Source organism: Variovorax sp. J2L1-78 (genome assembly GCF_030317205.1).
GTDB lineage: Bacteria > Pseudomonadota > Gammaproteobacteria > Burkholderiales > Burkholderiaceae_C > Variovorax > Variovorax arabinosiphilus.
In genome coordinates, this window is record NZ_JASZYB010000004.1 from 471,549 (window position 1) to 491,072 (window position 19,524).

Below are 19,524 nucleotides of genomic sequence, written 5' to 3' on the forward strand. Positions count from 1 at the left end.
GCGTCTTGGCTGACAGAAGCGGCAGGGTGGCTTCGATAACTTCGTTGACGGAGGGTGACTCCACGCTCATTACCGTCAACAAACTGCTCGAAGGAGTTCTGTCATGAAGAAACTTACCGCAATGATCGCCGTCGTCTTCGCATTCGGCGTGCCGCTGGCCGGCTGCAACACCGTCAAGGGCGCAGGTCAGGACATCCAGAAGGGTGGCGAGAAGATGGAAGACGCGGCCAAGAAGCGCCAGTAAGACTTGATTCGGTCATGTCATAGAAAAAGCGGGCCTTGAGCCCGCTTTTTTCATGGCGGTGCGCCGTTGCGCCGCTCTCATCTCGGCCTGGCAGCGAAGTCATCTCGGATCACGATGGCAAGAAGTAGCGCTCTCAAGGAGAATACACACCCCCACCTCTCCCTCCACGATGCCGTGACCGCGTCCGAACGGACCTTCGCCCGCCGAATCGACCTGACCTCGCTCCAGCTCTACGTGGCGGTGTGCGAGCTGGGCAGCATCGGGCGCGCGGCGGAGCGGGAGTTCATCGCGGCGTCGGCCATCAGCAAGCGGCTGTCCGACCTCGAGGCCACGCTGGGCACGCCGCTCTTGTATCGCCATGCGCGCGGGGTCGACCTCACACCCGCCGGCGAGAGCCTGCTGCACCACGCGCGTTCGGTGCTCTACAGCCTGGAGAAGATGCAGGGCGAACTGAGCGAATACGCCGACGGCGTGCGCGGCCACGTTCGGGTGCACGCGAACATCTCGGCCATCGTGCAGTTCCTGCCGGAGGATCTGGGCGCCTTTCGCCGCGACCACGAAGAAATCAAGATCGATCTCGAGGAGCATCTGAGCACCGAGGTGCTGCGCGCGGTGCACGAGGGCGCGGCCGACCTGGGCATCTGCCACGCCGGCGACGGCGGCAGCGACCTGCAGAGCCTGCCCTACCGGCACGACCGGCTCGTGCTGATCGTGCCGGCCGACCACGCATTGGCCGGCCGCAACGCGATCGCCTTCGCGGATTCGCTGGACTACGACCACGTCGGCCTGCACACGAACAGCTCGATCTATGTGGCCACGCGACAGGCCGCGCTGGACGCGGGCCGCAGCATCAAGCTGCGCATCCACGTGACCGGCCTCGATGCCATGTGCCGGATGATCGAGAACGGCCTGGGCATCGGCGTGATGCCGGGCCATGCCTTCGAGCTGATGCGCGGCGGCATCGGCCAGCGGCTGGTCAGCGTCGAGCTGACCGACGCCTGGGCGCGCCGCGAGATCCGGCTCGTCGCGCGCGATTTCTCGACGCTGCCGGTGGCCGCGCGTGCGCTGGTGGCGCACCTGCAGGCATCCGGCGCCGCCTCCGAACAAGAAACGCTCGGGCTCGCCGCCTGAGCACGGACCCTCACCCTCCCCCACGAAAGAAGACAGTCATGGCACGCACGCTCTACGACAAGCTCTGGGACGAACACGTCGTCCACACCGAGGAAGACGGCACGTCGATCCTCTACATCGACCGGCACCTGGTGCACGAAGTGACCAGCCCCCAGGCCTTCGAGGGCCTGCGCGTGGCCGGCCGGAAGCTCTGGCGCATCAGCTCGGTGGTGGCCACCGCCGACCACAACACGCCGACGACCCACTGGGAGCTCGGCTACGACGGCATCACCGACCCGATCAGCAAGGAACAGATCACCACGCTCGACAGCAACATCGCCGAGTTCGGTGCCGCCGCCTTCTATCCGTTCCTCTCCAAGCGCCAGGGCATCGTGCACGTGATCGGCCCCGAGTCGGGTGCCACGCTGCCGGGCATGACGGTGGTGTGCGGCGACTCGCACACCTCCACGCACGGCGCCTTCGGCGCGCTGGCGCACGGCATCGGCACCAGCGAGGTCGAGCACGTGATGGCCACGCAGACGCTGCTGGCCAAGAAGGCCAAGAACCTGTTGGTGAAGGTCGAAGGCAAGCTGCCGATGGGCTGCACCGCCAAGGACATCGTGCTGGCGATCATCGGCCGCATCGGCACCGCCGGCGGCACGGGCTACACGATCGAGTTCGCCGGCTCCGCCATCCGCGACCTGAGCATGGAAGGCCGCATGACGGTGTGCAACATGGCGATCGAGGCCGGTGCGCGCGCGGGCCTCGTCGCGGTGGACGAGAAGACCATCGCCTATGTGAAGGGCCGTCCCCTGGCGCCCACCGGCGTCGAATGGGACCACGCCGTGACGTACTGGAAGACGCTGCAGTCGGACCCCGGCGCGCACTTCGACCAGGTGGTCGAACTCGACGCGACGCAGATCCTGCCGCAGGTCACCTGGGGCACCTCGCCCGAGATGGTGATGCCCATCGACGGCCGCGTGCCCGACCCCGACAAGGAAAAGGACGCCAACAAGCGCGGCGCCATCGAGCGTGCCCTGGTCTACATGGGTCTCGAGCCGAACAAGCCGATGAACGACATCTTCATCGACAAGGTGTTCATCGGCTCCTGCACCAACAGCCGCATCGAGGACATGCGTGAAGCCGCTGCGGTCGTGAAGAAGCTCGGCCAGAAGGTCGCGAAGAACGTCAAGCTCGCGATGGTCGTGCCGGGCTCGGGCCTGGTGAAGGAACAGGCCGAGCGCGAAGGCCTCGACCTCATCTTCAAGGCCGCCGGCTTCGAGTGGCGCGAACCGGGCTGCTCGATGTGCTTGGCCATGAACGCCGACCGGCTGGAGCCGGGCGAGCGCTGCGCCAGCACCAGCAACCGCAACTTCGAAGGCCGGCAGGGTGCCGGCGGCCGCACGCACCTGGTGAGCCCGGCGATGGCCGCCGCCGCCGCGGTGCACGGCCATTTCGTCGACGTCCGCCAATTCGCCTGAGCCAGGAGAGACACACCATGCAGAAATTCACCGTGCACAAGGGCCTCGTGGCACCGATGGACCGCGAGAACGTCGACACCGACGCGATCATTCCCAAGCAGTTCCTGAAGTCGATCAAGAAGACCGGCTTCGGCCCGAACCTCTTCGACGAGTGGCGCTATCTCGACCACGGCGAGCCGGGCCAGGACCCGGCCAGCCGCAAGCCGAACCCGGACTTCGTGCTGAACCAGCCGCGCTACGCGGGCGCCTCGGTGCTGCTGGCGCGCAAGAACTTCGGCTGCGGTTCCTCGCGCGAGCATGCGCCGTGGGCACTCGACCAGTACGGCTTTCGCGCCATCATCGCGCCGAGCTATGCCGACATCTTCTTCAACAACAGCTTCAAGAACGGCCTGCTGCCGATCGTGCTGCCCGAGGCGCAGGTCGCCCAGTTGTTCGACGAGACCTTCGCGTTCCCGGGCTACACGCTCACGGTCGACCTGGAACGCCAGGTGATCGTCAAGCCGGACGGCACCGAGCTCGGCTTCGAGGTGCAGGCCTTCCGCAAGTACTGCCTGATCAACGGCCTCGACGACATCGGCCTCACGCTGCAGAAGAGGGACAAGATCAAGGCCTTCGAAACCGAGCGACTCGCCACCAAGCCGTGGCTGGCCAAGGCTTCGCTGGTGTGAGCGCCCCTTCTTTCAACCTGAACGAGACAGACCTTTCATGAAAATCGCAGTCCTCCCCGGCGACGGCATCGGCACCGAAATCGTCGCGGAAGCCATCCGCGTGCTCGACGCGCTCGAGCTCGATTTCGAGATGGAAACCGCCCTGGTGGGCGGCGCCGCCTACGACGCGCATGGCCATCCGCTGCCCGAGGCCACGCTGAAGCTGGCCAAGGAAGCCGACGCGGTGCTGTTCGGCGCCGTCGGCGACTGGAAGTACGACAAGCTCGAGCGCCAGTTCCGCCCCGAGCAGGCCATCCTCGGCCTGCGCAAGAACCTGGGCCTGTTCGCCAACTTCCGGCCGGCCATCTGCTACGAGCAGTTGGTGGGCGCGTCGAGCCTGAAGCCGGAATTGATCTCGGGCCTCGACATCCTGATCATTCGCGAGCTGACCGGCGACATCTACTTCGGCCAGCCGCGCGGCCGGCGCACCGCCGTCGACGGGCACTTCCCCGGGGCCGAGGAAGCCTTCGACACGATGCGCTATTCGCGCCCCGAGGTCGAGCGCATCGCCCGCGTGGCCTTCGAGGCCGCCCGCAAGCGCAGCAAGCGCGTGACCAGCGTCGACAAGGCCAACGTGCTCGAGACCTTCCAGTTCTGGAAGGACATCGTGACCGAGGTCGGCAAGGAGTACCCGGACGTCGCGCTCGACCACATGTACGTCGACAACGCCGCCATGCAGCTGGTCAAGGAACCGAAGAAGTTCGATGTGGTGGTCACCGGCAACATGTTCGGCGACATCCTGTCCGACGAGGCCGCCATGCTGACCGGCTCGATCGGCATGCTGCCCTCGGCGTCGCTCAATGCCAGCAGCCAGGGCCTGTACGAGCCCAGCCACGGCAGCGCGCCCGACATTGCCGGCAAGGGGGTTGCCAACCCATTGGCTACAATCCTGTCTGCTGCCATGATGCTCCGCTTCTCCCTCCAACAACCCGAAGCTGCCGACCGAATCGAGTCGGCGGTCAAGTCGGTGCTCGCCTCCGGGCTGCGCACGGGCGACATCTGGTCGGAAGGCACGAAGCGGGTCGGCACCCGCGAGATGGGCGACGCGGTCGTTGCAGCGATCACCAAAAAGACGATTACCGGCTAACCGCAGCCCGCTTCGTCACGCCCCTCCCCGGCTCGACGAGCCGGGCGCAAGAAAACCTGATTTCCTAGTTTTTTCTTCGAAGGGCATATTGAAATGGCGAACGCATCTCAACCTCTGGTCGGCCTCGTGGGCTGGCGCGGCATGGTCGGCTCGGTCCTGATGGACCGCATGCAGGCCGAAGGCGACTTCGGGCTCATCGAGCCGATGTTCTTCTCGACCTCCAACGCCGGCGGCAAGGCCCCGGCGATGGCCAAGAACGAGACGGCCCTGAAGGACGCGCACGACATCGAGTCGCTCAAGAAGTGCGACATCGTCATCACCTGTCAGGGCGGCGACTACACCAGCGAGGTCTTCCCCAAGCTGCGCGCCGCCGGCTGGAACGGCCACTGGATCGACGCCGCCTCCACGCTGCGCATGAAGGACGACGCGATCATCGTGCTCGACCCGGTGAACCTGCCGGTCATCCAGAACGCGCTCGCCAAGGGCGGCAAGAACTGGATCGGCGGCAACTGCACCGTGAGCTGCATGCTGATGGGCGTGGGCGCCCTCTACAAGGCCGGCCTGGTCGAGTGGATGACCAGCATGACCTACCAGGCCGCGTCCGGGGGCGGCGCGCAGCACATGCGTGAGCTGCTGACGCAGTTCGGCACGCTCAACGCCGAAGTGCGCGCCCTGCTGGACGACCCGAAGTCCGCCATACTCGAGATCGACCGCAAGGTGCTGCACAAGCAGCAGAGCCTCAGCGCGGCCGAAACCGCCAATTTCGGCGCACCGCTCGGCGGTTCGCTGATCCCCTGGATCGACAAGGACCTGGGCCTGGGCAAGAGCCAGGACGACGCCGAATGGGGCATGTCCAAGGAAGAATGGAAGGGCGGCGCCGAAACCAACAAGATCCTGGGCCAGGGCGCCGGCTTCGGTACGGCCGCCACGCCAGTCGACGGTTTCTGCGTGCGTGTCGGCGCCATGCGCTGCCACAGCCAGGCACTGACCTTCAAGCTCAAGAAGAACGTGCCGCTGGCGGACATCGAGGCGCTGATCGCGGCCGACAACGAATGGGTCCAGGTCGTTCCCAACACCCGGGAAGCCACCGTCAAGGACCTGACGCCCGTCGCCGTCACCGGCACCATGAACATTCCGGTCGGCCGGCTGCGGAAGCTGGCGATGGGGCCGGAGTACCTGGGCGCCTTCACCATCGGCGACCAGTTGCTCTGGGGCGCTGCGGAGCCGCTGCGCCGCATGTTGCGCATCCTGCTGGACGCGTAAAACCTCACGCGAACGCCCAGAAATGGGCGCTCGTTGCTCCGCTGCAACGGGTAGACCATGCCGAAGTTGGCGCGCACTGGGGTGAACGGGCCTGTCGCCTTGTCAGTGCAGAACGATGGTGTTAACGTCCTCTTACACTTTGGGCCGCGGTGCCCCTCTTCCAGCATGACAAGACATCCGTTGCCTGCGGTCCGCGATTCGGCCACCCGCCTGAACTCGACGTCACGTGGTCGTGCCCGGCTCTCATTGCTCAGCGCCGCTATCGCCCTAGGGTTGGGGTCGGCCCTCATCGATGCCCACGCGCTGTCGCTGGGCCGCATGAATGTGCAGTCCGCCATCGGCGAACCGCTGCGCGCGGAGATCGAAATCGCCGAAATGAGTGCCGCCGAGGCCGATGGCCTGCGCATCAACATCGCCTCGCAAGACGCCTTCCGCGCAGCCGGCGTGCCCTACAACGCCGCCCTGTCCGACGTGCGCAGCGCGCTGCAGCGCCGCCCTGACGGCCGCTACGTCGTCCGGCTGACCAGCAATCGCTCGGTGTCCGACCCCTTCATCGATCTGCTGCTCGAAGCCAACTGGAACACCGGCCGGATCGTCCGCGACTACACGGTGCTGCTCGATCCGCCGGCCAGCCGCGCGACCGCCACCGCCGTCGCGCCGGCCCCCGTGTCACCGCAGATCAGCATCGGCACCGGTTCCGCCTCGATTCAGCCACCGTTGGCTCGCCGCCCCGCGCGTCCGGCGATCGCCGCTGCGCCCCCCCCTGCCGAAGCTCCCCCGGTGCGGACCGCGGCGGGCAGCGGCGCGGGCCAGCAGGTCACCGTGCAGCCCGGCGACACCGCCAGCAAGATCGCGGGCGCCTACAAGCCCGCCGATGTCTCGCTCGACCAGATGCTGGTCGCCATGCTGCGCGCCAATCCCAACGCCTTCATCGGCGGCAACATGAACCGCATGAAGGCGGGCGCGGTGCTCGATCTCCCCGATGCGTCGCAAGCCGCCGCCACACCGGCGCCCGAGGCCCGTCGCACGGTGGTCGCACAGAGCCGGGACTTCGGCGACTACCGCCGCCGCCTGGCCGAGAACGCACCGGCCTCGGCCGTGGCCCCCGCCGACCGCCAGAGCTCGGGCCGGCTGGAAGCCAACGTCGAGGACCGCAGCAAGGCGGCCGCAGCACCCGACAAGCTCACCATCGCACAGGCCCGTGCCGCCGAAGACAAGCTGGCCCAGACGCGCCAGGCGCAGGAAAGCAGCGCCCGCGTGGCCGAGCTGTCCAAGAACATCAGCGACCTGAACAAGCTGCAGTCGGCCGGCGCCTCCGCGTCGGCCTCGGCGGGCGCCCCTCCCGCCGCACCGGCATCGGCCAGCGCGCCGGTCGCACCGCCTGCCGCGCCGGCAACCACAACGCCGACAGCCGCAGCGCCGGCGGCACCTGCCGCGCCCAGCGCAGCACCGACGGTGGTCGCACCGGCCGCCGCCACGGCGGCCCTGACACCCCCGCCCGCACCGGCGCCTGCACCCGCCGCGGCACCGAAGCCCGCCGCCAAGCCGGCGGCACCCCCGCCGCCCCCGGAGCCCAGCTTCCTCGACGATCTGCTCGACAACCCGCTGATGCTCGGCGGCGGCGCGCTCATCCTGCTGCTCCTCGGCTTCCTGGGCTACAAGGCGGTCAAGCGCCGCCGCCAGGACGCCGGTGACAGCGTCTTTCTGGAAAGCCGCCTGCCCAAGGATTCCTTCTTCGCTGCCAGCGGCGGGGAGTCGGTCGACACCAAGAACCGCTCGATCGTCTCGTCGCTGTCGTACTCCCCCAGCCAGCTGGACGCCGGCGACGTCGATCCGGTGGCCGAAGCCGACGTGTACCTGGCCTACGGCCGCGACCTCCAGGCCGAGGAGATCCTGCGGGAGGCGCTTCGCATCAACCCCGAGCGCATCGCCATCCACCTCAAGCTGCTCGAGATCCACGCCAAGCGGCGCGACCTGCGTGCCTACGAGGCGCTGGCGTCGGACGTGCACAAGCTGACCGGCGGCCAGGGCAACGACTGGAACCGCGTGGTGGAGATGGGCAAGGAGCTCGACCCGGGCAACCCGCTGTACGAAGCGGGTGTCCGCCCGGTCGGCGGCGACAGCGTCCCGCCGGCAGCGGCTGCCGTTGCCGCGGCAGCTGTAGCCGCTGTGGTCGCGGCACCGCCGGCCGCCCCGGTCGCCGCGCCGCCGCCCGCCTTCGTCCCGTCGGTGGCCCCGCTCGACTTCGACCTCGACCTGAGCAGGCCATCGCCCCTGGACACGACGACAACCATGCCGTCGCCGATCACCGAACCGGCTCCCGTGAGCGCGAGCCTGCCCCCGATCCAGGCGCCTGCGACGGAACGCTTCGCTGCGACCTCCCGCGACACGCTGCGCGACATGGCACCGATGAGCCCGCAGGCGGACTTCGACACCGACTTCAACACCGCCCCCGCGGCGCTGGAGATGCCCGGCATGTCGCGTTCGATGGGCACCGAGGAACACACGCAGCCGGCGCCGCTGCGTGCCGGCCTGCCCCGCGATTCCGGCTTCATCGAGTTCGACATGAGCGCGCTCGCGGGCCTGAACCAGCGCGAGTCCAACGACACCGAGCCCGGCCGGCTCGAGCCGCTGGACGAGGCCAACGACAACCCGCACGCGATCAAGCTGTCGCTGGCGCGCGAGCTGCAGGCCCTGGGCGACACCGAAGGCGCACGCTCGCTGGTCGAGGAAGTCGAAGCCGAAAGCTCCGGTGACCTGAAGGCCCAGGCCCGGCACCTGCTGGCACAACTGGCCTGAGGAGCCGACACGACGCATGCGCCGGCCGCCCGTTCCACCCACGTGAGGCTGGCCCTCGGCGTCCGCTACAACGGCCAGGCCTACCAGGGCTGGCAGAGCCAGCTGTCCGGCCAGACCGTGCAGGACAAGCTGGAGGCGGCCCTGGGCCGCTTCGCCGATCGCCCCATTTCCACCCTGTGTGCAGGCCGCACCGACGCCGGCGTGCACGGGCTGATGCAGGTGGTGCACTTCGACACCGACATCGAGCGCACGCCCTTCTCCTGGGTGCGCGGCACCAACCGCTACCTGCCGGACGACATCGCGATCCAGTGGGCCCAACCGGTGCCCGGCGCCTTCCACTGCCGGGCCAGCGCCGTGGCGCGGCGCTATCTCTACGTGCTCTCGCAGTCGCCGGTGCGGCCCAGCCTCGACGCGGGGCGTGTCGGGTGGTCGATGCGCTCCCTCGACGGCGCGGCCATGCGCAGCGCGGCGGCCCAGTTGATCGGCGAGCACGACTTCAGCTCGTTCCGGGCTTCCGCCTGCCAGGCGAGGTCGCCGGTCAAGACAATGCGCCGCATCACGGTCACGCAGAAGGATGTCTCGCCCGACGGCGAGCGCTGCCAGTGGCACTTCGAGTTCGAGGCCGACGCCTTTCTCCACCACATGATCCGCAACATCATGGGCTGCCTGGTCCGCATCGGGCACGGCGACGAGCGGCCGGAATGGATCGCCGAGGTGCTGGCCGCGCGCAGTCGCAAGGTCGCAGCGCCCACCTTCTCGCCGGCCGGGCTGTACTTCGTTGGCCCTCTGTACGACGCGGCCTGGGGGCTCCCCGCCGAGGCGACCCTGGGCGCGAGCGGCGCTGCGTATGATGGCCCGCCATGAGTGCCCTCGCCCGAACCCGCATCAAGATCTGCGGCCTCACGCGCGAGGTCGACGTGGACGCAGCGGTCTGTGCGGGCGCCGACGCCGTGGGCTTCGTGCTCTATCCCGCCAGCCCGCGCGCCGTCACGGCCCAGCGCGCTGCCGCGCTCGCCACACGCCTGCCGCCCTTCGTCACGCCGGTGCTGCTGTTCGTGAACGAGCCGCCGATGCAGGCGATGGGTGCGCTGGCCGCCGTGCCCGGCGCGATGGCGCAGTTCCATGGCGACGAGACCCCCGACCAGTGCCAGGAAGCCAGCGGCCACGGAACCTACCGTTACATGCGCGCGGCCCGGATTCCACTCGGCGCGGCGGGGGCAGACTTCGACCTCGTAAAATACGCTTCCGATTTCTCCCACGCCCAGGCCATCCTGCTCGACGCCCATGTCGACGGGTTCGGCGGTGGCGGCAAGGCATTCGATTGGTCACTTCTTCCAACCGCCGTCGACGCTCACCTCGTCTTGAGTGGTGGACTCACACCTGCAAACGTGGCCGATGGCATTCGCCAGCTCCGGCAGCGATGCCGATCGCTGGCCGTTGACGTGAGTTCCGGCGTCGAGGCCTCCAAGGGCATCAAGGACGCCGGAAAGATCCGCGATTTCATCGCTGCCGTGCGCGCAGCCGACCTCGCACCCCTTTGACCGGCCGCACCGTCTCTTTGTCGACGGGCGCGGCTCCATCGATCGAGAGAACCATGCAGACCTACCAGCAACCCGACGCTGCCGGCCACTTCGGCCCCTACGGCGGCACCTTCGCGAGCGAGACGCTCACCCACGCCATCGCCGAACTGCGCGAGGCCTACGCGAAGTTCAAGGACGACCCGGCCTTCCTCGCGGAATTCCACTACGAGCTCAAACACTTCGTCGGCCGACCCTCGCCGGTCTACCACGCGGCGCGTACCAGCCGCGAGATGGGCGGCGCACAGATCTACCTGAAGCGCGAGGACCTGAACCACACCGGCGCCCACAAGATCAACAACGTGATCGGCCAGGCCATGCTCGCCAAGCGCATGGGCAAGCCCCGCGTGATCGCCGAGACTGGCGCGGGCCAGCACGGCGTGGCGACCGCCACCATCTGTGCCCGCTACGGCCTCGAATGCGTGGTCTACATGGGCAGCATGGACGTGAAGCGCCAGAGCCCCAACGTCTACCGCATGAACCTGCTGGGCGCCACCGTGGTGCCGGTCGAGTCGGGCAGCAAGACGCTGAAGGACGCGCTCAATGAAGCCATGCGCGACTGGGTCACCAATGTCGAGAACACCTTCTACATCATCGGCACCGTCGCCGGCCCCCACCCCTACCCGATGATGGTGCGCGACTTCCAGAGCGTGATCGGCACCGAGTGCATCGACCAGATGCCCGCCATGCTGGCCGACAACGGCATCGCCCACCCGCAGCCGGACGTGGTCGTCGCCTGTGTGGGCGGCGGCAGCAATGCCATGGGCATTTTCTACCCGTACATTCCGTTCGAAAACACCCGCCTGATCGGTGTCGAAGCGGCCGGCGAAGGCCTGGACAGCGGCAAGCATTCCGCCTCGATCCTGCGCGGCAGCGCCGGCGTGCTGCACGGCAACCGCACCTACCTGCTGCAGAACGAGGACGGCCAGGTGACCGAAACGCACAGCATCAGTGCCGGCCTCGACTACCCCGGTGTCGGCCCGGAGCACGCGCACCTGGCGGACATCGGCCGCGCCGAGTATGTCGGCATCACCGACGCCGAGGCGCTGGAGGCCTTCCACTACCTGTGCCGCACCGAAGGCATCATCCCGGCGCTGGAATCGAGCCACGCGGTGGCCTACGCGATGAAGCTGGCGAAGACCATGCGGCCGGACCAGTCGATCCTGGTGAACCTCTCCGGGCGCGGCGACAAGGACATCGGCACGGTGGCCGACCTCTCGGGCGTCGACTTCTACGACCGGCCGTCGATGCGCGGCCTGAGCGTGAAGGGAGGCAAGGCATGAGCCGCATTGCTGCCGCCTTCGAGGCCCTGAAGAAAGACGGCCGCAAGGCGCTCATCCCCTACGTCACGGCCGGCTTCCCCTACGCCGACATCACGCCCGAGCTGATGCACGGCATGGTCGCCGCGGGCGCCGACGTGATCGAGCTCGGCGTGCCCTTCTCCGACCCGATGGCCGACGGCCCGGTGATCCAGAAAGCCGGCGAAGCGGCGCTGGCGCTGGGCATCGGCACCAAGCAGGTGCTGGCGATGGTCACCGCGTTCCGCCAGACCGACGACCGCACGCCGGTCGTGCTGATGGGCTACGCCAACCCGGTCGAGCGCTACGACGGCGTGCACGGCAAGGGCAGCTTCATCCGCGACGCGGCGGCGGCCGGGGTGGACGGCCTGCTGGTCGTCGACTATCCGCCTGAGGAATGCGAGGACTTCGCCGCCGACCTGCGCGCGGCCGGCATCGACCTGATCTTCCTGCTGGCCCCGACCAGCACCGACGCGCGCATGGCGCAGGTCGGCCGCATCGCGACCGGCTACGTGTACTACGTGTCGCTCAAGGGCGTGACGGGCGCCGGCCATCTGGACACCGAGGCGGTCGGCCGCATGATCCCGCGCATCCGCGAGCACGTGGGCGTGCCGGTGGGCGTGGGCTTCGGCATCCGCGACGCGCGCACGGCGCAGGCGGTCGGTTCGGCCGCCGATGCGGTCGTCATCGGCACCAGGATCATCCAGCTGATCGACGGCCAGCCGCGCGACCGGGTAGTGCCGCTGGTCGCCGAATTCCTGGCCGACATCCGCCAGGCGCTCGACGCCTTGCCGGCCGCCACCCCCAAGAACGCGTCTGGTCGATAATCCGCGCTCTCCAGGAGATTCCATGAGCTGGCTAGAAAAACTGCTTCCCCCGAAAATCGAGCAGACCGACCCGAGCGAGCGCCGCCAGGTGCCCGAAGGTCTCTGGATCAAATGCCCCAGTTGCGAGACGGTGCTCTACAAGACCGATCTCGAGCACAACCAGAACGTCTGCCCGAGTTGCGGCCACCACCACCGCATCGGTGCGCGGGCGCGCCTCGACGCCTTCCTCGACGCCGAAGGCCGCTACGAACTCGGCCAGGAAGTGCTGCCGGTCGACGCCCTGAAGTTCAAGGACAGCCGCAAGTACCCCGAACGGCTCAAGGAAGCGCTGGAGAACACCGGCGAGACCGATGCCCTCATCGTCATGGGCGGCTCGGTGCACAGCATCAGCGTGGTGGTCGCCTGCTTCGAGTTCGAGTTCATGGGCGGCAGCATGGGCAGCGTGGTCGGCGAGCGCTTCGTGCGCGGCGTCGAAACCGCGATCGAACAGAAGGTGCCCTTCATCTGCTTCACCGCCACCGGCGGTGCGCGCATGCAGGAAGGCCTGCTGTCCCTGATGCAGATGGCCAAGACCAATGCCGCGCTCACGCGGCTCGCGAAGAAGGGCCTGCCCTACATCAGCGTGCTGACCGACCCGACCATGGGTGGCGTGAGTGCCGGTTTCGCCTTCCTGGGCGACGTGGTGATCGCCGAACCCAAGGCGCTGATCGGCTTCGCCGGCCCGCGCGTGATCGAGTCGACGGTGCGCGTGACGCTGCCCGAGGGCTTCCAGCGCTCGGAATTCCTGCAAACCAAGGGCGCGATCGACTTCATCAGCGATCGCCGCGCCTTGCGCAAGACCATCGCCAGCACGCTGGCCATGCTGCTGCGCCAGCCGGCGGACGCGGTGGTCTGAGGATCAGCGGCCCAGGGCCCAGACGCTGCCCATCAAACTGCCCAGGACGATCGCCACGACCTGCAGCAGCACGATGGCGGCGAGCGGCGACAGGTCGACGCCGCCGACCAGCGGGATGATGCGGCGCAGCGGCCGCACGATCGGCTCGGCCAGGCGCGACACCAGGTCGAGCAGCACCGACGACGCCCCCGGCACCCACGACAGCACCGCGTAGACGACGAGCAGCGCCGTCAGGCCCGACACCACCAGCTGCGCCAGCCCGACCAGCGACACCAGCGGCAGGATCGCCATCCGGGTGAAGTCTCCGAGCAGGAGCCACAGCAGCAGGAACTTCGCCATGACCAGCAGCCAGGCGGCGATCAGGCTGGCCAGGTCCCAGCGCTTGGCCGAGGGCACGATGCGGCGCAGCGGCATCACGATCCAGTCGCTCACGGCAAAGACGAAGCGGCCCAGTGGATTGCCGAAGGGCACGCGGTGGTACTGCATGTACAGCCGCAGCAGGCAGGCGCCGCCCAGGAGGCCGACGATGACGTCGAGCAGGAAGGAAGGGATCTGATAGAGCATGGCGCGCAGACGGCGTGAAAGGAAGGCGATGATAGTCAGACGCCGGTGGCGCCACCGTGTCCGGCGCCAGGCAGCAAGGGTTTCTGCGCCGGCGATGATCTGCTACGGTGGATGGCCAAGCGACATCCGCCCTCCGCCACCATGCCGACGCCCCTCCCCTCGCCGCTGCCGCTGTTCCCGCTGGGTTCGGTGCTCTTCCCCGACGGCTACCTGCCGCTGCGCATCTTCGAGGTCCGCTACCTCGACCTCATCGGGCGCTGCCACAAACTCGGCCTGCCCTTCGGCGTGGTCAGCCTGACCCAGGGCGCCGAGGTGCGCGTGGCGGGTGCCGACGCCGAACGCTTCGCGGCGGTCGGCACCATCGCGACCATCCGCAGCTTCGAGGCGCCGCAGTCCGGCCTGATGCAGATCGAATGCATCGGCACCCAGCGCTTCCGGGTGCGCAGCAGCGAGCTGCAGAAGCACGGGCTGTGGACGGCCGAGGTCGAGGCCATCGCAGCCGACGTGGCCGTCGACGTCCCGGCCGACCTGCAGCACGCCGCCGACGCGCTGCGCCGGCTGGTCGACACGCTCGAGGAGCGCCGTCGGATGGAGCAGCAGGAGGACCTGCGCCTGCCCATGGCCGAGCCCTACCGTTTCGACGACTGCGGCTGGGTCGCCAACCGCTGGTGCGAACTGTTGCCGATGCAGTCCGAACTCAAGCAGCGGCTGATGGAACTCGACAGCCCGCTCATGCGGCTCGAACTGGTGAGCGACCTGCTCGCGCGCAACGGCATCGCGCGCTGACGGGCGCGCCGCATCCTGCCCGATCACGGGGGGCGGCCCGCTAAAATGGCAGGTTTTGCGCGGCACCGCCCGTGCCATCCAGCCTGCTCCCCATGACCGAACCCACGACCTCCCCCGCGCCCGCGATCGACGACAACCAGCTCATGGCGGAGCGTCGCGAGAAACTCAAGGCGCTGCGTGCGGCGCAGGCCAGCGGCAAAGAGGTCGCCTTCCCGAACGATTTCAAGCCCGCACACCGTGCCGCGGCACTGGTCGCGGCCCATGGCGGCACCGAGGCCGAGCCGCTGGAAGCGCAGGCCGTCGTGGTCAGCGTCGCCGGCCGCATGATGCTCAAGCGCGTGATGGGCAAGGCCAGCTTCGCGACGCTGCAGGACAGCACCGGCCGCATCCAGCTCTACGTCACGCGCGACGCGCTCGGCGAAGAGGCCTACGCGGCCTTCAAGCATTACGACCTGGGCGATATCCTCGGCGCCGAAGGCACGCTGATGAAGACCAAGACCGGCGAGCTGTCGGTCAAGGTGAGCCGGCTGCGGCTGCTCACCAAGAGCCTGCGCCCGCTGCCCGACAAGTTCCACGGCATGGCCGACCAGGAGCAGAAGTACCGCCAGCGCTATGTCGACCTGATCACCGACGAGACCGCGCGCGAGCGCTTCAAGGCGCGCAGCAAGGCCGTGAGCGCGCTGCGCGAATTCATGGTGGCGAACGACTTCATCGAGGTCGAGACGCCCATGCTGCACCCCATTCCGGGCGGCGCCAACGCCAAGCCCTTCAAGACGCACCACAACGCGCTCGACCAGGAGATGTTCCTGCGCATCGCGCCCGAGCTGTACTTGAAGCGCCTGATCGTCGGCGGCTTCGAGCGCGTGTTCGAGATCAACCGGAGCTACCGCAACGAGGGCATCTCGGTGCGGCACAACCCCGAATTCACGATGATGGAGTTCTACGCGGCCTACTGGAACTACCAGGACCTGATGGACTTCACCGAGATGATCATCCGCACGATCGCCAAAAAGACGGTCGGCAGCGAGCAACTCACCTATGGCGGCAAGCCGGTCGACCTGAGCCAGCCCTTCGAGCGGCTCACGATCCGCGAAGCCATCCTGAAGCACACCGATGCCGGCGCGAACGTCGACGACACCGCGTGGCTCGTCAACGCCCTGCGCAAGATCGGCCTCTCCGAAGAGAAGGACAAGCTCTCGCAGCGCAGCCTGGCCAGCCTGCAGGTCATGTACTTCGAGGAAACCGTCGAAGAGAAGCTCTGGCAGCCGACCTTCATCATGGAGCACCCGACCGAGATCTCGCCGCTGGCGCGCGCCAACGACGAACGGCCCGAGGTGACCGAGCGCTTCGAGCTTTACATCACCGGCCGCGAGTTCGGCAACGGCTTCAGCGAGCTGAACGACGCCGAAGACCAGGCCGCGCGCTTCAACGCGCAGGTGGCCGCCAAGGACTCGGGCGACGACGAGGCGATGTTCTACGACCACGACTTCGTGCGCGCGCTCGAATACGGCATGCCGCCCACCGGCGGCTGCGGCATCGGCATCGACCGCTTCATGATGCTGCTGACGGATTCGCCGAGCATCCGGGACGTGATCCTGTTCCCTGCCTTGCGTCGCGAGTCTTGAACACGTTGAACGCCGGCATCGGGATCGATTTCGGCACCTCCAATTCGGCGATCGCCTGGGCGGTCGATGGCGGCATCGCCCAGGCGCTGCCGCTCGAAGGGGCGGCCACGACGATGCCCACCGCCCTCTTCTACAACGCCGAAGACCGCAGCACGCACTTCGGCCGCGACGCCGTCGCCATGTACCTGGCCGGCGTCGAAGGCCGGCTGATGCGTTCGCTCAAGAGCCTGCTCGGCAGTTCGCTCATGCAGGAAACCACGGCGGTGTACGACGGCCTGGTGAGCTTCCAGGACATCGTCGCGCGCTTCCTGCACGAACTGGGCACACGTGCCGAGCAGACGCTGGGCCATCGTCCGCAACGCGTGGTCATCGGCCGCCCGGTGCACTTCGTCGACGACGACGCCAAGCGCGACCGCCTGGCCGAAGACAGCCTGCGCCAGGCCGCACGCGCCGCCGGCTTTCGCGACATCGGCTTCCAGTTCGAGCCGATCGCCGCGGCCTTCGACTACGAGCAGCGCGTCACGAAGGAATCGCTGATCCTCATCGTCGATATCGGCGGCGGCACCTCCGACTTCACCGTGGTGCGCCTCGGGCCGGAACGCGCCACCCAAGCCGACCGCAGCAGCGATGTGCTGGCCACCAGCGGCGTGCACATCGGCGGCACCGACTTCGACCAGCGCCTGAACCTCGAGCAGGTGATGCCCACGCTGGGCTTTCGCCACCACGACGCGCGCGGCCGCGAGGTGCCGAGCAAGGTGTTCTTCGAGCTCTCGTCCTGGCACCTGATCAACTGGCTCTACGCGCCCAAGGCCGTGCGCCAGGCGCAGGAACTGCGCACCAGCTACGCCGACACGCGGCTGCACGACCGGCTCATGACGGTGCTGGAGGAGCGCTACGGCCACCGCATCGCAAGCGAGGTCGAGCAGGCCAAGATCGACGGTTCGGTCAGCGATGCGGCCGTGACCATCGACCTTTCCTTCGTCGAGACCGGCCTCGGCGCGGCGCTGACGCCGGACGACATGGCGCAACAACTCGCCGAATCGCTGGGCAAGGTGGTCGCCAGCGCGCACGAGTGCGTGCGGCGCGCCGGCCTGCGCAGCCACGACCTCGACGCGATCTACCTGACGGGCGGCTCGTCCGCCCTGCGGCCCTTCCAGCAGGCGCTGCGGCGCGGCTTCGCCGGCGTGAAGCTGGTCGAGGGCGATCTGTTCGGCGGTGTCGCCGCCGGCCTCGCCTACGCGGCCCGCGACGCGCGCACGGCGTGAAGTACATCGCGCACTACCCGCCTGCCCTGCAGGCGCAGGTGCGCACGCTGATGGCCGAGCAGGGACTCGGCCCGATGCTGCTCAAGCGCTACCCGGCCGCGCACGAGGTGCGTACCGACCGCGCGCTCTACGACTACGTGAACGCGCTCAAGGCCGAGTTCCTGCGCAACGCCGATCCGCTGTCGAAGGTGATGTTCGACAGCAAGCTGCACGTCATCCGCCACGCGCTGGGCACGCACACCACCGTCTCGCGCGTGCAGGGCAGCAAGCTGAAGGCCAAGCGCGAGATCCATGTGGCCAGCCTGTTCAAGACGGTGCCGCTCGAATGGCTGCGGATGATCGTCGTGCACGAACTTGCCCACATGAAGGAGCGCGAGCACGACAAGGCGTTCTATGCGCTGTGCACGCACATGGAGCCGGACTACCATCAGCGCGAGTTCGACCTGCGGCTGTACCTGACGCACCTGGAGGCCGGGGGGCCGCGGCTGTGGAATTCCGAAGCCGACGACGCGACGCGTCAGGCCGGCAACTGCGACAGCGCCCTGCCGTAGGCCGGCGACGCGACCAGCGCGTCCCACGCCAGTGCCGGCAAGGGCAGCAGCAGCGCCCGTCGCCGCGCCTCGCCCGCCGCGTCCGGCTGCCAGCGTCCGGCCTGGGCGGCGGCGCCGAAGCCATCGAGCAGTTCGTCGAGCGGTGCGCCGTCGCCGATGCTCTGATTGCACAGCATCGCCAGGTCGCAGCCCGCATCCAGCGCGGCCAGCGCCGCGTCGGTGTAGCTGAGCAGGCGGCCGTCGATGTAGCGGCCGGCCTCCATGCTGAGGTCGTCGCTGAAGATCGCGCCGTCGAAGCCCAGCCGCCCGCGCAGGATGTCCCGCAGCCACTTCGACGAGAAGCCCGCCGGCCGCGCATCGACCTTCGGGTAGATCACGTGTGCCGGCATGACGGCCGCCAGCGTGCCGGTAAGCCATTCGAAGGGCCGTGCGTCGTCGGCCAGGATCGCCTTCAGGCTGCGCCGGTCGACCGGGATCGCCACGTGCGAGTCGGCCTTGACGAAACCGTGCCCCGGAAAGTGCTTGCCGCAGTTGGCCATGCCGGCCTGCAGCAGGCCGTGCATCACGCTCTTCGCGAGCAATGTCGCCACGCGCGGGTCGCGATGGAAGCTGCGGTCGCCGATGACCGAGCTCTCGCCGTGGTCCAGGTCGAGCACCGGCGCGAAGCTGAAGTCGACACCGACGGCACGCAGTTCGCTCGCCAGCACGAAGCCGGCGGCCGTGGCGGCCTGCACGGCGCGCATCGGGTCGTCCATCCACAGCGTGCCCAACGCACGCATCGACGGCAGCCGGGTGAAGCCATCGGTGCGAAAGCGCTGCACCCGGCCACCCTCGTGGTCGACGCAGATCAGCAGGTCGGGCCGGATCGCCTTGATCTCGGCGTTGAGCGCCTGCATCTGCGCGCGGCTCTGCCAGTTGCGGGCGAAGTGGATGACGCCGCCGACCTGCGGGTGGGCGAGGCGGCGGCGGTCGTCAACGCCGAGCGCGGGGCCGGCCACGTCGATGATCAACGGGCGTTGGGTGACGGGAGCACTCATGCGGTGGGAGTCGTGTTCTGTTCGACCACCACGAAGCTGGCCGCATAGTCGGTTTCGTCGGTGACGGTGACGTGGGCCGTGAGGCCGCGCGCCTCGAACCATTCCTTGAGCACGCCGTGCAGCACGATCACCGGCTTGCCGCTGCGCTCGTTGGCGATCTCGCAGAGGCGCCAGCTCATCGGCATGCGCATGCCCATGCCAACCGCCTTGCTGAAGGCTTCCTTGGCGGAGAAACGGGTGGCGAGGTAACTGAGGCCGCGCTTGGGCCAGCGTGCGCTGCGTGCCTGCCAGACGGCGAACTCCGCGTCGCTCAGGACCTTGCGGGCGAAGCGCTCGCCCTGGCGCTCGAAGGTGGTGGCGACGCGGCGGACGTCGCAGATGTCGGTGCCGATGCCGTAGATCACGCGG

At 68.3% G+C, this 19,524-nt stretch carries 19 protein-coding genes; 16 read left to right on the plus strand and 3 right to left on the minus strand.

Annotated elements, in window-relative coordinates; translation table 11 throughout:
- Nucleotides 1-103 precede the first annotated feature (103 nt).
- The 12 genes from QTH86_RS24970 (at nt 104) to accD (ending at nt 13,288) form a co-directional block, all read left to right on the plus strand.
- Nucleotides 104-244: an entericidin A/B family lipoprotein gene (locus QTH86_RS24970; RefSeq protein WP_286648867.1), complete on the plus strand. Its 141-nt coding sequence runs from the start codon at nt 104-106 to the stop codon at nt 242-244.
- A gap of 174 nt (nt 245-418) precedes the next feature.
- Nucleotides 419-1,375: a LysR family transcriptional regulator gene (locus tag QTH86_RS24975; protein ID WP_286648868.1), complete on the plus strand. Its 957-nt coding sequence runs from the start codon at nt 419-421 to the stop codon at nt 1,373-1,375.
- Nucleotides 1,376-1,413: 38 nt separating this feature from the next.
- Nucleotides 1,414-2,835, plus strand: coding sequence for a 3-isopropylmalate dehydratase large subunit (leuC, locus tag QTH86_RS24980; protein WP_286648869.1), 1,422 nt, complete (start codon nt 1,414-1,416; stop codon nt 2,833-2,835).
- A 17-nt stretch (nt 2,836-2,852) separates the two neighbouring features.
- Complete coding sequence (gene leuD / locus QTH86_RS24985) at nt 2,853-3,503, plus strand: 3-isopropylmalate dehydratase small subunit (protein ID WP_286648870.1); 651 nt, start codon at nt 2,853-2,855, stop codon at nt 3,501-3,503.
- A 37-nt stretch (nt 3,504-3,540) separates the two neighbouring features.
- Complete coding sequence (gene leuB, locus QTH86_RS24990; protein WP_286648871.1) at nt 3,541-4,629, plus strand: 3-isopropylmalate dehydrogenase; 1,089 nt, start codon at nt 3,541-3,543, stop codon at nt 4,627-4,629.
- A 93-nt stretch (nt 4,630-4,722) separates the two neighbouring features.
- The gene (asd, locus tag QTH86_RS24995; protein ID WP_286648872.1) at nt 4,723-5,892 is read left to right on the plus strand and encodes an aspartate-semialdehyde dehydrogenase; all 1,170 of its coding nucleotides are present in this window, start codon (nt 4,723-4,725) and stop codon (nt 5,890-5,892) included.
- A 273-nt stretch (nt 5,893-6,165) separates the two neighbouring features.
- Nucleotides 6,166-8,691 carry a FimV/HubP family polar landmark protein gene (locus tag QTH86_RS25000; protein ID WP_353506012.1) on the plus strand — a complete coding sequence of 842 codons (2,526 nt, stop codon included), beginning with the start codon at nt 6,166-6,168 and terminating at the stop codon, nt 8,689-8,691.
- A gap of 42 nt (nt 8,692-8,733) precedes the next feature.
- The gene (gene truA, locus QTH86_RS25005) at nt 8,734-9,555 is read left to right on the plus strand and encodes a tRNA pseudouridine(38-40) synthase TruA (RefSeq protein ID WP_286648874.1); all 822 of its coding nucleotides are present in this window, start codon (nt 8,734-8,736) and stop codon (nt 9,553-9,555) included.
- Nucleotides 9,552-10,232 (plus strand): phosphoribosylanthranilate isomerase, encoded by a 681-nt coding sequence (locus QTH86_RS25010; protein WP_286648875.1) that lies wholly within the window; start codon nt 9,552-9,554, stop codon nt 10,230-10,232. The genes truA and QTH86_RS25010 overlap by 4 nt, the downstream gene beginning before the upstream one ends.
- Nucleotides 10,233-10,285: 53 nt before the next feature.
- The gene (gene trpB, locus QTH86_RS25015) at nt 10,286-11,551 is read left to right on the plus strand and encodes a tryptophan synthase subunit beta (RefSeq protein WP_286648876.1); all 1,266 of its coding nucleotides are present in this window, start codon (nt 10,286-10,288) and stop codon (nt 11,549-11,551) included.
- The gene (gene trpA / locus QTH86_RS25020) at nt 11,548-12,393 is read left to right on the plus strand and encodes a tryptophan synthase subunit alpha (RefSeq protein ID WP_286648877.1); all 846 of its coding nucleotides are present in this window, start codon (nt 11,548-11,550) and stop codon (nt 12,391-12,393) included. The genes trpB and trpA overlap by 4 nt, the downstream gene beginning before the upstream one ends.
- Before the next feature lie 22 nt (nt 12,394-12,415).
- Nucleotides 12,416-13,288 (plus strand): acetyl-CoA carboxylase, carboxyltransferase subunit beta, encoded by an 873-nt coding sequence (gene accD, locus QTH86_RS25025; RefSeq protein WP_286648878.1) that lies wholly within the window; start codon nt 12,416-12,418, stop codon nt 13,286-13,288.
- A 3-nt stretch (nt 13,289-13,291) separates the two neighbouring features.
- On the opposite strand, the gene QTH86_RS25030 is transcribed toward accD, so the two are convergent.
- The gene (locus QTH86_RS25030) at nt 13,292-13,852 is read right to left on the minus strand and encodes a YggT family protein (protein WP_286648879.1); all 561 of its coding nucleotides are present in this window, start codon (nt 13,850-13,852) and stop codon (nt 13,292-13,294) included.
- A 141-nt stretch (nt 13,853-13,993) separates the two neighbouring features.
- On the opposite strand from QTH86_RS25030, the gene QTH86_RS25035 reads away from it, so the two are divergent.
- The 4 genes from QTH86_RS25035 to QTH86_RS25050 all read left to right on the plus strand — a co-directional run bounded on the left by QTH86_RS25035 (nt 13,994) and on the right by QTH86_RS25050 (nt 18,079).
- On the plus strand, nt 13,994-14,638 hold the full coding sequence (locus QTH86_RS25035) for an LON peptidase substrate-binding domain-containing protein (protein ID WP_286648880.1): 645 nt from the start codon (nt 13,994-13,996) through the stop codon (nt 14,636-14,638).
- Between the two features lie 92 nt (nt 14,639-14,730).
- Complete coding sequence (lysS, locus tag QTH86_RS25040) at nt 14,731-16,263, plus strand: lysine--tRNA ligase (protein WP_444814077.1); 1,533 nt, start codon at nt 14,731-14,733, stop codon at nt 16,261-16,263.
- Nucleotides 16,260-17,528 (plus strand): Hsp70 family protein, encoded by a 1,269-nt coding sequence (locus QTH86_RS25045; protein WP_286648882.1) that lies wholly within the window; start codon nt 16,260-16,262, stop codon nt 17,526-17,528. Before lysS ends, QTH86_RS25045 begins: the two co-directional genes overlap by 4 nt.
- Nucleotides 17,525-18,079, plus strand: a complete 555-nt coding sequence (locus tag QTH86_RS25050) for a M48 metallopeptidase family protein (RefSeq protein WP_286648883.1) — start codon at nt 17,525-17,527, stop codon at nt 18,077-18,079. The genes QTH86_RS25045 and QTH86_RS25050 overlap by 4 nt, the downstream gene beginning before the upstream one ends.
- Here the strand turns inward: QTH86_RS25050 and nagZ are convergent.
- The gene (nagZ, locus tag QTH86_RS25055; RefSeq protein WP_286648884.1) at nt 18,046-19,116 is read right to left on the minus strand and encodes a beta-N-acetylhexosaminidase; all 1,071 of its coding nucleotides are present in this window, start codon (nt 19,114-19,116) and stop codon (nt 18,046-18,048) included. The genes QTH86_RS25050 and nagZ overlap by 34 nt on opposite strands.
- Nucleotides 19,113-19,520 carry a holo-ACP synthase gene (gene acpS / locus QTH86_RS25060; protein WP_286648885.1) on the minus strand — a complete coding sequence of 136 codons (408 nt, stop codon included), beginning with the start codon at nt 19,518-19,520 and terminating at the stop codon, nt 19,113-19,115. The genes nagZ and acpS overlap by 4 nt, the downstream gene beginning before the upstream one ends.
- Nucleotides 19,521-19,524 lie beyond the last annotated feature (4 nt).

Bases quoted from the DNA above. Each gene is read 5' to 3' on its own strand.
- QTH86_RS24970 (WP_286648867.1), top strand. From the start codon at position 104: ATGAAGAAACTTACCGCAATGATCGCCGTCGTCTTCGCATTCGGCGTG.
- leuC (WP_286648869.1), top strand. From the start codon at position 1,414: ATGGCACGCACGCTCTACGACAAGCTCTGGGACGAACACGTCGTCCAC.
- leuD (WP_286648870.1), top strand. From the start codon at position 2,853: ATGCAGAAATTCACCGTGCACAAGGGCCTCGTGGCACCGATGGACCGC.
- leuB (WP_286648871.1), top strand. From the start codon at position 3,541: ATGAAAATCGCAGTCCTCCCCGGCGACGGCATCGGCACCGAAATCGTC.
- asd (WP_286648872.1), top strand. From the start codon at position 4,723: ATGGCGAACGCATCTCAACCTCTGGTCGGCCTCGTGGGCTGGCGCGGC.
- QTH86_RS25010 (WP_286648875.1), top strand. From the start codon at position 9,552: ATGAGTGCCCTCGCCCGAACCCGCATCAAGATCTGCGGCCTCACGCGC.
- trpB (WP_286648876.1), top strand. From the start codon at position 10,286: ATGCAGACCTACCAGCAACCCGACGCTGCCGGCCACTTCGGCCCCTAC.
- trpA (WP_286648877.1), top strand. From the start codon at position 11,548: ATGAGCCGCATTGCTGCCGCCTTCGAGGCCCTGAAGAAAGACGGCCGC.
- accD (WP_286648878.1), top strand. From the start codon at position 12,416: ATGAGCTGGCTAGAAAAACTGCTTCCCCCGAAAATCGAGCAGACCGAC.
- QTH86_RS25030 (WP_286648879.1), bottom strand. From the start codon at position 13,852: ATGCTCTATCAGATCCCTTCCTTCCTGCTCGACGTCATCGTCGGCCTC.
- QTH86_RS25035 (WP_286648880.1), top strand. From the start codon at position 13,994: ATGCCGACGCCCCTCCCCTCGCCGCTGCCGCTGTTCCCGCTGGGTTCG.
- lysS (WP_444814077.1), top strand. From the start codon at position 14,731: ATGACCGAACCCACGACCTCCCCCGCGCCCGCGATCGACGACAACCAG.
- nagZ (WP_286648884.1), bottom strand. From the start codon at position 19,116: ATGAGTGCTCCCGTCACCCAACGCCCGTTGATCATCGACGTGGCCGGC.